Source organism: Prevotella sp. S7 MS 2 (assembly GCF_000762865.1).
GTDB lineage: Bacteria > Bacteroidota > Bacteroidia > Bacteroidales > Bacteroidaceae > Prevotella.
On record NZ_JRPT01000018.1, the window covers coordinates 49,252 to 62,984 of the forward strand.

The following is a 13,733-nucleotide window of genomic DNA, read 5'->3' on the forward strand; positions in this document are numbered from 1 at the left end:
GTATTAACGCAAAAAACAGAACTGAAATGAAAACGAATAATGCAGTTTCCCAACTGATAAGACAGACTAAAGGAATAAAAATTACCGGTTTTCTATCGGTATTGATGATGATGGTAACATCAATTTTGATTACTTCATGTAACTCGGATGGTGATAATAATGGGTTTCGAGGTAAGCCATTGGCCAATGCTGTGGTAACGGTAAAACCTATGAAGGATGGAAAGAAGTTCTATATTTGGATGTCAGAAGATAAAGTTGGACATGCCAAAAATTATGCAAAATCACCTTTTGGAGACAAAGAAGTACGTGCGCTTGCCAATCTTCGGGAAGAAGGAAAGGATAAAAATGGTGTCTTGCAGTTCTATGTCAATTGGATGGATAGCATTAGAACGAAGCCCGCTGTGAAGACATTGGGCGAAAAGCAAGATATTGCAACGTACGGGAATGACCCTGTGGATGTTATCAGAGCGTTTCCTACGGTGGCTGAAGATGGCTATCTGACATTAGGATTCCACACGATGTGGGGAGTAAATAATAATAAGAAGCATGTCTTTAACCTTGTTATGGATACGAATCCTAAAGACCCATACGAGTTAGAATTCCGTCATCATGCGCATGGAGATGTTACTGGTGTACTGAGACCGGCTTTTATAGCATTCCGATTGGCTAAAATAGATAGTTTAGCTAAAGCGCAAGGGAAGAAGAAAGTAACATTGAAGTTGAAGTGGAAGTCGTTTTTCGGTCAGGAGAGCGTTACGTTTGACTATCGTGTGAGGGACGACTTATTAAAGAAATAAGTGCAACTAACAGAGACACAGCAAGAACTGCGCATTGCTCAGGGACTTCGCCAACGGAATAAAACGGCGATGAGGGACTTCTATGCTCTATATGCCGGAAGACTCACCGCCGTTTGTTCGCGTTATATACAAAGCGATGCCGATGTGAAAGATGTTCTTCAGGAAGCTCTGATTAAGGTGTTTATGAATGCCGAAAACTTTGAATATCGGGCTGCAGGGTCATTATTGGCATGGGGTAAAAGGATTGTAGTAAATGAAGCATTGAGCTTCCTCAGGAAGTCGAAGACTGTACCATTGTTGTTCGATGAAAACTTACCGGAGGTGGCAGACGATGATGATATGCCGGTAGACGAGGTGCCACCGAAGGTGTTACAAGAGATGATTCGAGAGCTGCCCGATGGGTATCGAACGGTATTCAACCTCTATGTATTTGAAGATAAAAGCCATAAAGAAATAGGAAATATACTAGGTATCAAAGAAAATTCATCGGCATCGCAGCTGAATAGGGCGAAAACGATATTGAAAAAGAAGATAATTGAATATAAGAAAGGAGGACGGGTATGAGCAATGATTGGCTAAAGACATTGCGTAGCAAGATGGAAAATTACGAGGAAACAGCTCCACAAGGGTTGCTAGACGATGTAATGGGACGTCTGGAAGTTCTCGATCAAGAGTATGCTCCAATCTCAATAGAAGAGGAAAAGGTACCTGATAAGGTACGAGGCAAGGGCATTGTAGTTGCTTTATTGCTTGGTGCTGCGGCTGTGGGATTGGTTCTATTGACCAATACTTCGGTAAATCAGGTGAACCAAGGGATGAAAATAAATGCCCCAATGGCAGATTTTCATGAACACGAAACTCCTACAAAACAGTATATAAGTGAAACTAATCAAGATTTGGTAGCCCAAGTTAAGAAGGCTGTCGAGAGTATATTACCACCGGTTGTGCGTCGTTTGGAGACGGATAATAGTGGGGGAATGATAGCTCAAGTATTGAATCAGGATAGCACAGTGGTATCGCCTGACCAACAGGTGTTGCCATCTAAAAAGACAGAAGAGAAGCCTATAACAGAGAAGAAACAAAACAAAACCTCGTCTACACGGTCTCGTGATAATGGATTATTGGCTTTGGTACATAATCAAAAGAAAACCCATGAAGGGTTGAAATTTGGCTTATCGCTAGGAGGATTACCTAAATCGGCTAATTTGAGTAACTCCGATTATGCGGCACTTGCTGTGAGTAATGACTATGAAATGTTGCCCGAAAAGACTACCTATATCATACCTGTGGGACAAAATGAAGTAAAAAAGAAGGTACATCATCATCAACCGGTGACTGTAGGAGTAACGTTGTCAATCCCATTAATGCATCGTTTGAGCCTTGAGACTGGTTTGATGTACAGCTATCACAGTTCTGATATGGCCAATGTCGTTGGTTCTACATCGTATAGTAGTAAGCAACAGCTTCACTTCGTGGGTATTCCGTTGGAAATGAACTACTCCTTATGGCAGAATAACAAGTTGAATGTTTATGTCGCAGCGGGTGGACGAGCTGAAAAACTAGTCTCTGGTCGCCAAGAAAACGGGGAGGATAGTAATGGAAAGTCGACTTACAGTAAGGTTAAGATGGAACGATTGCAGTGGTCGCTAAGCAGTCGTATGGGTGTGGAATATAAATTATCACATAAACTAGGACTCTATGTTGAACCGGGAGCTGCCTATCATTTTGACAATAAATCAGATGTTCAGACGATTTATAACGACCGACCAATAACTTTTGAACTAAAAGCCGGTATCCGATTTAATACGAAATAAGCAAATAATAAAAAGAAGAAAGCGAGGCCAGACGGTCTCGCTTTTTATTTAATACCATTGAACGGCACTATTAACACCGCTTCGTTTATCGTATTTCAAGGCGTCGGTCAGCGTGCTGGCATTGCAGCGGAACGTGAAGTTATAGCTTGTATAAGGGGCTAAAACTACTGAGCAACTCATGTTGAAGCAGTGTAGGTCGCGCTGGAGAGAGGCCGTCGTCATACTCAGTTTGTGATAGTCGAAGTCGTAACCACTGGAGAAACTGATATTCCAACCGTCGCTGATGCGCAGATTGCCACTCACGTTGAGAGTTTGAGAGAACTTATATGGATAGCGCATTGTCTTTGTATTGAACGTACCGCCAGTGTTTTCGCGCATCGTAATACCATATCCGAAAGTCAAAGACCAAGGCATTGAGAAAGTCATATAGCCATTGTCGTCGGTCTCGGCTTTACCTCTTTTCTGCTTAGATTTAGCACCTCGCTGGCCTTCTATCATTTCGTCATCAACGTTACTCTCTATGTCTGTGTCCACACCTTCGGCATCAGGATCGTTCTTCTTTCGCTTTTTGTCGTCTGCATCGTCGTCACTTCCACCGCCAAACCATTTCTTTATCTTTTCAGGATTGAGTGTGAAAGAGAGGTTTTGCGACATTCCTTGGAATCGACCGAAGCGTCCTCGTCCCCATTCCGTGTGTGTGCCGACGAATGGCTTGCCATCTGCGCCAAGCTCATAAGCGTAAGTTGCGAAGACAGCATTCATATTAAAGGTGTAGCTCTTCCACCATTTCAGACGGATATTCATACTCAAATCACTCCAAGGACGTTCCTTTTCGGCAGCATTGTAAGACATGTTGAGGCCTAAATTATCAATGATACTAATCTTCTTAACGCCCGTAGAATCTTTGTCCGATTTCACTTTCATCTCGATATTATTGTCGATGGCGAAGCTGATACTTTTGGTTTGACCTATTGATGGAACTCCATATCTAGAGTCGGAATAAGGAGAATACTGCTCCCAAGTGACGTTTCCATTGGCATCGGTCTTTTGATATGAATCCCAATATCCATAACGACGTGCACCGAAGTCGGGCGCATAGCTGAAGTTGATGGTTGGTGTGATGACATGACGGATGGCTTGTACCTTGTCGCCGAAGAGCTTACGAGAGGGAATAAACCTACCATATAGCTTGGTACTTGCACTTACGCTGAGGTTCCAATTGTAGAGATTGTGGAATCCGTAAGTCGTATCGGCCACCTCTTTTTGTGTTGCTGTGTCCCATGAGCGCATTACCTTGCGAGCCGTCATACGGTCTTGGAAGTTGAAAGAGGGTGTCACGTTCACTACATTAAAGAGCGAGAAGCTTCCTGTAATGGGGATGTTGTGCGACATACCGTTCTTCCATTCCTTAATCAGATTGGCGTGGAGTAGGTGGTCTTCTTTAGTTCTAATGGTGTTAGAGAACTGTCCTGTATAGCTTACCGAGATTTTTTCGTACCACCGTAGTTTTCCCGCTACGCTCTTACGGCGGAACGGATAGAAGCGACTCAAGCTGGCATTGAGGTCGGGCAAGGTCATTTCAATGGTTGAATCTTGCATGTTCTGCGCTAAGTTGGCAGTACTGCTCAAGGTCAATCCGATACTGGAAAATGTCGTACTCCAGCTTACCGAAGAGGTTCGAGTGCTTTGTGTGAGCGTGTAGGGATTGTATAGACTGTTCAGATTATTGCGCTCATAGCTCGATGTAGCGAAGTTTACGCTAGCCGAAAGCGAGCTATAAGGATTGGCTTTAGAGTCTTGCCGGTGGCTCCACTGAATCTTAAAACTCTTCTGTTTGGAGTAATCCGGCAGTCCTTTATCGCCTGTTCTGGTATCTTGGTAACTCAATAAGAAACTGCCACTGTATCTATAACGCTTGCGGTAATTGCTTGCCGCACTCAGTCCCCACGACCCTTTTGTGTAGATTTCTCCTAAGAGTTTTAGATCCCATTTATCGTTTATGGCAAAGTAATATCCACCATCTCTCAAGTAGAAACCACGTGTACTCTCATCACCATACGTTGGCATGATGAAGCCACTGGAGTAACTTTTGGTGAATGGGAAGAAGCCGTAAGGAATCGCAAAAGGCAGTGGCACATCGGCAACAACCAAGTATGCCGGCCCAAAAACGACATCCTTGCCGGGGCGAACCTTTGCTCTTGACAGTGCAATATAAAAGTCCGGGTGTTCTTCATCGCATGTTGTATAACGCCCATGCTTCAAGAATATCTCGCCATTGTCATTTCGTTTCGACAGTTCACTGGTCAAGAAGCCGTCTTGTTGCTTTGTGTATGTGTTTCTGATGAGCCCCTTTTTGGTCTTAAAATTGAAAGCCATGGTATCGCTTTCGTACGAATCATTCCCCATTTTGAATAAAGGAGTGCCGGTAAGTTCCTTTTGTGTGGAGTCTTTATAGGCTCCGGTGGCATGTACCAAGCTACTGTCAAGATTCATATAAATTTTGTCGCTCGTCAAATCCATGGTCTCATACTTCACGTTAGCGTTTCCATAGAGATGTGCCACCTTTGATGTGGCATCGTAGACCAATGAATCTGTAGCTGTATAAGTGACGGGAGCGTCGATTCCATTCTTTTTTGTACGGTTGATGGAGTCTAACTTGATGGAGTCGTCTATCGCTTTGTTATGATGATAGATAGCCAATTGCATGGAGTCCATACGCAAGGTGTCGGGGATGATTCTGCCGAGTGAATCTCGCAAAATGGTGTCGTTCACCGCTGTAGAGTCTTTGGTAGCGGTCTTATGTTTCCTTTTAAAGAATTGCATATTGGAATTTGCCAACACAAAGATGAAGGCAAATAACAACAGTACTATGAACGAACATCTTCTCATAATTCGTACAAAGGTAAGAAAAAAGTGCAGATTCAGTCCCTGCACATAGTATATTTAACGTTTTACTCGAACAATTTACACCATGTGTCAAAGCGAGTTAAGCCGTCGCTTCCAAACTTTTCAAGACTCTTACGAGCTTGCTCTATGGTTTTCTCTCTGTCCAAATGAGTTTTACTGTAAAACTTGTCAGCGTAGCAGATGAGTTGCTCTTCTATCGTTTCGGGTAGGAAATCGCGACAGGGTAGAGGTAACTTTTGTTCTTTTATAGCTATAGCCGAGATGCCCGCACCGGTATGTCTTTCGCATACACGAGCATGTTTGTTGAAGCCTTCTTGCCGCATGAGCTCGGCTCCTAAGCGTCCGTGACAGATATAAGGCTCTGTTCCTGTGCAGTAAATACCCGGTGCATGGCATTTCATGATACCTATGTCGTGGAGCATGGCAGCTTCTTCTACGAATTGTCGGTCGATGTTTAGCTCCGGATGGCGGTCGATAATAGCCAAGGCTTTATCCGCTACGCTACGGCTATGTACCATTAATATATGGCGTAACTCATTGTTCTCGGGATAATATTTGTCAATGATGGTTTGGTAATCCATGAGTTCTTTAGTTCCTATTTAAAAAGGCACAACTCCTTAGATGGGGTTGTGCCTTCTGTATATAGATTGATATGCTTATTCAGCTGTAGGTCTTTCGATGTATGCAATCACGTCTCCCTTACTAATCTTAGCACCTTGCTTGGCGTTGATTTCAACGAGTTTGCCTCCGAGTGCAGCCGGAACTGTCTCGAATTCTCCCCATGGAGTCATGATGTAACAGAAAGCATCGCCCTCTTGGTATTCTTTTCCGATGAATGGTTCTACTGCCGGTGCAGCCTCACCTTCGCCTTGGAATTCCCAGAAAATCTGTCCCTTGACGGGTGAAACGATAGCATCTGCTTTCGCATGTTTGAATGCAGCAGCCTCTTCGGGAGAAACCTTTGCGCCGAGTTTTGCATCTTTTGCAGCCTGCAGATCGGCCAAGAAGTTCTTCTTAGCCTGTCCACTCTTATAGTTGCGATACTGTTCCGGGTGCATAGCAAGCTCGAAAAGCTCTTCTTCATCCTGTCCGTAGTCCCAACCGTTCTCGTCCATTTCCTTTCTGAAATCTTCGAGATTGTTCTTCAACAGTGTGTGTGGATCGGCGTCGGTGAACTCTAATCCTTTGGCCTTAGCCAACTCTACGAGTTCCGAGTCGATAGTTCCGGGTATCTTACCACTTCTTCCAAGGATCATACCCCACATAGAATCATCCATCATTACGAATCTTCCCTTGCCCTGTTCGAGCGTCAGCAAGTTCATCAAAGCGATGTTCTTAACATATTGTGAGAATGGGGTTACTAATGGAGGATAACCTACGCGTGGCCATACGTAAGCCACTTCGTCGAAGAGTTTTACGAGCATATCGTCTACAGACAGTTCCTCGTCGCCTTTCTTCTTGCGCAGATTGTTGATGGTTTGGCGGATACCTGTGAGGTCGGCCATCATGCTTCCCATCATACCACCGGGCAACCCACAACCCAAAAGCAGTGAACTCATCAGTTTGTTTTGTGGGTTGATGAAGTATCCCAACCACTCATCGATGAAGCTTTGAGTCAATGCACGCGCCTTCATATAGGCGTTCATGTTGATTTCGGGCACATCGAATCCTTCGTTCTTCAGCATGCTTTGTACTGAAATAACGTCCGGATGAACCTTACCCCAAGACAGTGGTTCGATGGCAGTATCAATGATGTCGGCACCATTGTTGCAGACTTCGAGGATAGATGCCATAGAAAGTCCGGGACCAGAGTGGCCGTGATATTCGATGATAATTTCAGGATGCTTATCTTTGATAGCTTTAGTGAGCTGACCTAATAAGGCTGGCTGACCGATACCGGCCATATCTTTCAAGCAGATTTCTTCTGCTCCGGCTTCGATAAGTTGCTCTGCAATGGCTGTATAATACTCCAGTGTGTGTACGGGAGAATTTGTGATACACAGGGCAGCTTGCGGAGTCATACCGCCTTCTTTGGCCCATTTGATAGAAGGGATGATGTTACGAACATCGTTCAAACCGTCGAAGATGCGGGTAATATTGGTTCCTTGCTTAGCCTTAACACGATACATCATGGCACGAACATCGTCGGGTACGGTGTACATACGTAGTCCATTCAAGCCACGGTCAAGCATGTGAGTCTTGATGCCGGCCTCATTGAAAGGCTTACAGAATGCGCGTACAGCTTCGTTAGGATTTTCGCCTGCGAGCAGATTTACCTGTTCGAAAGCACCACCGTTGGTTTCTACACGTGCAAAACATCCCATCTCAATGATGACGGGAGCTATGCGAGCCAACTCTTCTTTTAGTGGCTGGAACTTACCTGAACTCTGCCACATATCTCGATAGACGAGACTAAACTGTATTTTCTTCTTCATATTCGTTGAGTCCTTTTCTTTCAAGGGAAGCGGATAAATTTCCCTCATACGTTGAGGTGCAAAATTAGATAAAAAAAATCAAATATCCCACCATCTAATATATTTTTTACAATTATTGCATTAACTTTGCCATACAAAATAAAAAGGTTATGAAATTCCGCACATTGTTTGTTTTAGGCATCGTCTCATTGGCTTTGATGGCTTGTGGGGGAAAGAAAGACGTGAAGGAAAAAAAGCCTAATGGCTTGTTGGCCGGGGCTGAATTGTTACATCAGGACAAAGCTGTCTACGGACTGGCTTGCGAGGGTTGCACCGATTCTGTGGTGGTATTGCTTCCGCCCGATGGCAGCGATCCCGTCACATATAATATCATTGAGGCCACTCGCAACCACCAAATATATGGTAAAGTGAAGATTGGCGACTGGATAACGGTCGTGTTGGATGAGCAGAATAAGAAAGTGGCGAAGTCGGTAGTCGACTTGGATGAATTACGAGGTATTTGGTGTTACGTGGTCATGCCACAAATGCGCGACTATAATAAGATGAGTAAACACCTACAACAAACGATGATGCGCAACATGCCCGATTCAGTTAAAGCCACTTATCTCATCCCGCGTGAATACGGTTTTTGGCTCCGTCGCAACTGGGTGGCGCAGAGTATAGGCTATGTAGGGGAGAAGAGTTCGCTAGAGGATGAAAGTCCGGTAGTCTATCCGCAGTTAGGTTATTTCACCGGTTGGCGCATGTGGAACGGCAAACTGGTGGTAGCCAGATTGGCACATTCTTTTGGTACCAATCCGGGGAAGAATGGTGAGCAGGTTATTTGCGACACTTGTAATATCGACTATTTGCAAAACGACTCCTTGGTATTGAGTAGTGACGGCATCAGTCGTGGTTATTATCGCAAGAATAATATCAATGATGTCAATAAGAAGGCGATAGCGATAGCTGCTATGTTGAAACGTAAAGCATTGAAAAAAGCCACTGAATAGGGTGAATACAAGTAATCTCCCCTATCCCTCTATAGCCCCACTCCAGCCCTCCCCAAAAGGAGAAGGAGAAAGAAAAGAACCTTTTTCGTTCCAAAACTAAAAAACTCATCAACTCAATAACTTAAAAACTGAAACCTGAACTCGTCTACTGGTCTACTGGTAAACTTGTCAACTACCTCATTGCAACGTCTTCCCAGCATTGCTGTCTCGCCTCTTCAGCGATGCTGCATTGGCTTGGCAGCGATGTTGACTCGACTATGCAGCGATTTGGGCTTTTAACTTTTTGAGTTCATGAGTTGGTTAGTGGGTTTTTAAGTTTGTTAGTTTTTGAGTTGATGAGTGATGGGTGTGAGTCACTTTTTGAGTAAATTAGGGATGTGATGCCAAATAAAAAACATTTTCATTTTTTCTCTTTATTAATGATAAATGCTTACTTTTGCACGAAAGTAATATAATGAATCGTCGCTTAAACGTTATTTGGAGTTTGGCAGCTCACTATAAATATCTCATCGTAGTGGTGGTGGGTGTAGCCATTGTGGGCTTTTTAGACGAGAATAGCTTTCGTAAACGCATGGAACTTGAACTCCAAATAGACGACTTGAAGAGTGAAATAGAGAAGTACACACAACAGTACGAAGCTGATACAAAGCAATTGAAAGATCTTCGTCGGAATCCTAAACATATTGAAAAGATTGCACGCGAGCGTTATTTCATGAAAGCCGATGATGAAGATATTTATGTGTTGAGCGACGAAGAAGTGCCTGTAGAAACCAAAGATGAAACAACTGAGTAGATTGCAAAGTGTCCTATTCATGGTAGGCGGTGCACTGATGGTCATCGGTGCAGGGTGTTTTGTGTTTATGTTCCAACAGCAAATATTCTGTTGGGTGTTCCTTTTGGGGGCAGTGTTGTTTGCTGTGATGCAAATGATGCAAACCTATGAGGGGAAAAGTTTTATAGTTCGCCGCCTTAAAAAGATGTTGACGTTGGCTGATATTCTTTTTATTTTGGCCGGAATGTTGATGCTGAACGATGTTTACGGCATCTTTAGACCTTTGTTCTCCAACATCCTAGACTACGTAAACTATATGTATAACAAGTGGGTAGTCATGTTGTTAGTGGCAGCATTGTTGGAGATGTACGCCATGCATCGCATCTCTTCGGAATTAAAGAAAGAAGAGGGCGGGAGCCGATAATACCGATTTCGGATGCACAGGATTGCTCGCTGTGCAATTTATGAAAAAAATATAAAACCGATGTAGAATCAATTAAATACAATGAATTTGTTTTCTTACATCACGAATACACATTACCTTTGCTATAGAACAAGAAAACCGTTTATGAATAAAGTCTTATACGCATTTCTGACTATCATGGCTTTCACCTCCTGTATGAATTCATACAGTGTGGACGGAACATCGAATATGTCTACGCTTGATGGTCGGATGTTGTACTTGAAAGTACTGAAAAACAACGAATTCAAGAAATTAGATTCCTGCGAAGTAGTTCATGGACAATTCCATTTCACGGGGCCTGTAGACTCTGTGAGAATGGCTAATATCTTCATGGACGACGAAAGTGTGATGCCATTGATACTAGAAGATGGCGATATAAAGGTGCAAATCAACGATACACAGCTCACCGTTAGTGGCACGCCGCTTAACGATAAGTTGATGAAATTCTTCAAAAAGTACAATCAACTGAAGAACGATGAGGCCGAATTGGTGCATAAGCACGACCGTGCCATCATGGACGGAAAGGACATGAACCTTGTTAATTCGCATTTGAATAGCGAGGCTACACGTCTCTCTGAGCAAGAAGACCACTTAGTAACAAGTTTCGTGACCGAGAATTTTGACAATGCGCTGGGGCCGGGGGTGTTCTTCTTGGTGACCATAGGTAATCAATATCCGGAGCTGACTCCATGGATTGAAGACATCATGAGTAAGGCTACAGACCATTTTAAGAATGATCCTTACGTGAAGATGTACTATCAAAAGGCGCAGGAAAATCAACAGATAATGACGGGATTGAAAGAACCTAGTGGCGTCACGGTGGCTCCACAGGAGCCTCAAACGACGCCTCTGCCTCCTCCCGGTGCAGCTACCAATGCGGTTCCAGCGCCTACTCCCAATGATTTGGCCAAACCGGCAGAGCCGCAGAATAAGTAACTTCAATATGTATATACAATATCAAGGACAGGCTCTGAGTCTGTCCTTGTCTATAAAATAAGGTGTTATGAGAATTCTTATCACTGGTGGTAGAATCGTCAATGAAGGACGTGTCTTTCCGGGGACGCTGTCTATTGTTGATGATCGTATCGAATCAATCATGGAAGGGGAGCATACATCCCGTGGTATCTACGACAAAGAGATAGATGCCACGGGGTGTTTTGTGTTGCCGGGTATTATAGACGATCATGTACATTTCCGCGAACCGGGTCTTACAACCAAGGCCGATATTGAGTCAGAAAGCCGTGCTGCCGCCTTTGGTGGGGTCACGTCGTATTTTGAGATGCCCAATACCAATCCGCAAACCACTTCGTTGGAGGCTTTGGAAGATAAGTTTGCTTTGGCCGGTGAGAAGAGTCATGTGAATTATAGCTTCTTTTTTGGAGCCACTAATCATAATACACATCTTTTTGAGAAGCTCGATCGCCGCCGCATTCCCGGTATTAAGCTCTTCATGGGAAGCAGCACCGGAGGCATGTTGGTGGATAAGGAGCAAGCCTTGGTCGGTATCTTTGAAGAGGCAAAGCGACTGGATTTGCCGTTGATGACGCATTGTGAAGACACGGCTACCATTACTGCGAACATGGCTGAAGCGCGAAAGAAGGATGACGATCCGTCTATCTTGCTGCACTCACAGATACGTAGTGAGCAGGCATGTTATACATCTACCGAATTGGCTGTGCAGTTGGCACGTCGCTATGGTACTCGTTTGCATGTGGCACATCTTACTACTGCACGCGAATTGGAGTTCTTTGGGGTTGACAGCAACATCACGGCAGAGGCTGTTATTGCTCATCTGATGTTTTCGGATGCTGACTATCAGACGTTAGGGACGCTCATCAAGTGTAATCCGGCAGTGAAAACGGCGACTGATAGAGATGCTTTGCGTCGCGCATTGACCGATGGTCGCATTACGATAGTGGGTACCGACCACGCTCCACATTTGTTGGTCGACAAGAAAGGAGGCTGTCGGAAGGCCGCTTCGGGTATGCCTATGGTGCAGTTCTCGCTTGTCTCTATGTTGCAATTGGTCGATGAAGGCGTTTTGGATATAGCCCGATTGGTGGCATTAATGTGCCATCAGCCGGCTCAACTATTTGAGATTAGTGAGCGTGGATATTTACGTGAAGGGTATAAAGCAGATGTAGCTATTGTTCGTCCAAATGTAGATTGGACGGTGACGGAAGATATTATCCAAAGCAAATGTGGCTGGAGTCCGCTCTTAGGACATCATTTCCATTGGCGTGTGGAGCAGACATTGTGTAATGGTCGACTGATTTTTGACGGTGGAAAATTTGATGCTGATGCAAGAGGAGAAGCGTTGACGTTCAGAAGTTAAGAACCTATAGCAGTTTGGAAAGAAGATGATTGCACGCATGTATATCCCCATCTTGCTGATGATTGTATTGTCCGACTTGTATATCGACATACATTATCTGCGACGGAAGCTGCACCTTGGCGGTTGGAAGCGCCTCCTGTGGTGGCTTCCATGTATCGGTATGGTGGGCTATACGGTGGGGTTGGCAAGTGTTCAGAACTTCGTTCCGGATAACTTAACATGGATAGAAGTCTATTTAATATTGCTTGGTATCTTTGTCGTACCGAAGGCTATGTTCACCGTTTGCTCGGTTATGGGACTTGGTATTTGTCGTCTGACGCATCGAAGGGATAATTGGGGTAATCTTATAGGCTTCTTTTTAGGCATCTTGTTGATATTGATGTTCGTCTATAGCGTAACCTTTGGCGTGCGCCGATTAACGGTTAAGCGTATCGACTTGTATGTAGAAGAACTTCCGAAAGCCTTTGAGGGATATCGTATCGTGCATTTCAGCGATGCACATGTGGGCATGTTTGAGGGGGATAAGGCCGACTTGCTAAAGCGAGATATTGATAGCATCAATGCACAAAGGGCCGACTTGGTGGCTTTTACAGGAGATTTGCAGAACATGCAGCCCTCGGAACTCTATCCGTTTATGGATGTTTTGAGCAGTATTAAAGCTCCCGATGGTGTGTATTCGGTGCTTGGAAACCACGACTATAGCCAATATATCAATGCCGATGCGGCAATTAAAGCGGCCAATGAAAAAGAAATCATTGCCCGACAACGGCAGTTTGGTTGGCAACTGTTGCTGAATGAGCATGTCGTAGTGCGTCGTGGACAAGACAGTATCGTTGTTGTCGGTACAGAAAATGATGGGCGTGCGCCTTTTCCACAGCGAGCTGACTATGTCAAAGCCATGCGTGGAGTGGGGAAGAAAGCTTTTGTCATCATGCTGCAACACGATCCCTCGGCGTGGGACAGGCATGTATTGCCCCTCACATCGGCTCGATTGACCCTAAGCGGACATACACATGCCGGTCAAGTGAGCCTGCTAGGTTTCCGGCCAACGCGCTTTTCGTATACCCAAGACTATGGGCTTTACGAGCAGGCAGGGAGTTATCTCTATGTAACGGCAGGCTTGGGAGGCGTTGTTCCTTTCCGTTTCGGTGCTTCGGCCGAGCTTGTCGTCATCACATTACACCGTTTGGAAAGTAGTAAGAAATTATAAATTCATCA

Annotated in this window: 12 protein-coding genes; 9 read left to right on the top strand and 3 right to left on the bottom strand. The window is 44.5% G+C overall.

Annotated features, from left to right (window positions below; all coding sequences use genetic code 11):
• Window positions 1-26: 26 nt before the first annotated feature.
• From HMPREF0671_RS04180 to HMPREF0671_RS11750, 3 genes are read left to right on the top strand one after another with little or no spacing between them, the layout of a single operon-like run.
• A complete protein-coding gene (locus HMPREF0671_RS04180; RefSeq protein ID WP_052052824.1) occupies window positions 27-797 on the top strand; it encodes a NigD-like protein in 771 nt (256 codons plus the stop codon).
• Window positions 798-1,361 (top strand): RNA polymerase sigma factor, encoded by a 564-nt coding sequence (locus HMPREF0671_RS04185; RefSeq protein ID WP_036897003.1) that lies wholly within the window; start codon window positions 798-800, stop codon window positions 1,359-1,361. It abuts the gene before it with no gap.
• Window positions 1,358-2,611, top strand: a complete 1,254-nt coding sequence (locus HMPREF0671_RS11750; RefSeq protein WP_052052827.1) for a porin family protein — start codon at window positions 1,358-1,360, stop codon at window positions 2,609-2,611. Before HMPREF0671_RS04185 ends, HMPREF0671_RS11750 begins: the two co-directional genes overlap by 4 nt.
• A 48-nt stretch (window positions 2,612-2,659) precedes the next feature.
• On the opposite strand, the gene HMPREF0671_RS04195 is transcribed toward HMPREF0671_RS11750, so the two are convergent.
• From HMPREF0671_RS04195 to HMPREF0671_RS04205, 3 genes are all read right to left on the bottom strand, one after another.
• Window positions 2,660-5,500 carry a putative LPS assembly protein LptD gene (locus HMPREF0671_RS04195; protein ID WP_036897006.1) on the bottom strand — a complete coding sequence of 947 codons (2,841 nt, stop codon included), beginning with the start codon at window positions 5,498-5,500 and terminating at the stop codon, window positions 2,660-2,662.
• A 62-nt stretch (window positions 5,501-5,562) separates the two neighbouring features.
• Window positions 5,563-6,099: an HDIG domain-containing metalloprotein gene (locus HMPREF0671_RS04200; protein WP_036897009.1), complete on the bottom strand. Its 537-nt coding sequence runs from the start codon at window positions 6,097-6,099 to the stop codon at window positions 5,563-5,565.
• Window positions 6,100-6,174: 75 nt separating this feature from the next.
• Complete coding sequence (locus tag HMPREF0671_RS04205; protein WP_036897059.1) at window positions 6,175-7,953, bottom strand: oxaloacetate decarboxylase; 1,779 nt, start codon at window positions 7,951-7,953, stop codon at window positions 6,175-6,177.
• A gap of 149 nt (window positions 7,954-8,102) precedes the next feature.
• Between HMPREF0671_RS04205 and HMPREF0671_RS04210 the strand changes: the two genes are divergently transcribed.
• The 6 genes from HMPREF0671_RS04210 to HMPREF0671_RS04235 all read left to right on the top strand — a co-directional run bounded on the left by HMPREF0671_RS04210 (window position 8,103) and on the right by HMPREF0671_RS04235 (window position 13,725).
• On the top strand, window positions 8,103-8,945 hold the full coding sequence (locus tag HMPREF0671_RS04210; protein WP_036897012.1) for a hypothetical protein: 843 nt from the start codon (window positions 8,103-8,105) through the stop codon (window positions 8,943-8,945).
• A 454-nt stretch (window positions 8,946-9,399) separates the two neighbouring features.
• Complete coding sequence (locus tag HMPREF0671_RS04215; RefSeq protein ID WP_036897014.1) at window positions 9,400-9,738, top strand: septum formation initiator family protein; 339 nt, start codon at window positions 9,400-9,402, stop codon at window positions 9,736-9,738.
• Window positions 9,722-10,141: a hypothetical protein gene (locus HMPREF0671_RS04220; RefSeq protein ID WP_036897016.1), complete on the top strand. Its 420-nt coding sequence runs from the start codon at window positions 9,722-9,724 to the stop codon at window positions 10,139-10,141. Before HMPREF0671_RS04215 ends, HMPREF0671_RS04220 begins: the two co-directional genes overlap by 17 nt.
• A gap of 144 nt (window positions 10,142-10,285) precedes the next feature.
• On the top strand, window positions 10,286-11,116 hold the full coding sequence (locus HMPREF0671_RS04225; RefSeq protein ID WP_036897019.1) for a DUF4369 domain-containing protein: 831 nt from the start codon (window positions 10,286-10,288) through the stop codon (window positions 11,114-11,116).
• A gap of 67 nt (window positions 11,117-11,183) precedes the next feature.
• Window positions 11,184-12,515, top strand: a complete 1,332-nt coding sequence (locus HMPREF0671_RS04230) for a dihydroorotase (RefSeq protein WP_036897022.1) — start codon at window positions 11,184-11,186, stop codon at window positions 12,513-12,515.
• A 25-nt stretch (window positions 12,516-12,540) separates the two neighbouring features.
• Window positions 12,541-13,725: a metallophosphoesterase gene (locus HMPREF0671_RS04235; RefSeq protein WP_036897024.1), complete on the top strand. Its 1,185-nt coding sequence runs from the start codon at window positions 12,541-12,543 to the stop codon at window positions 13,723-13,725.
• Window positions 13,726-13,733 lie beyond the last annotated feature (8 nt).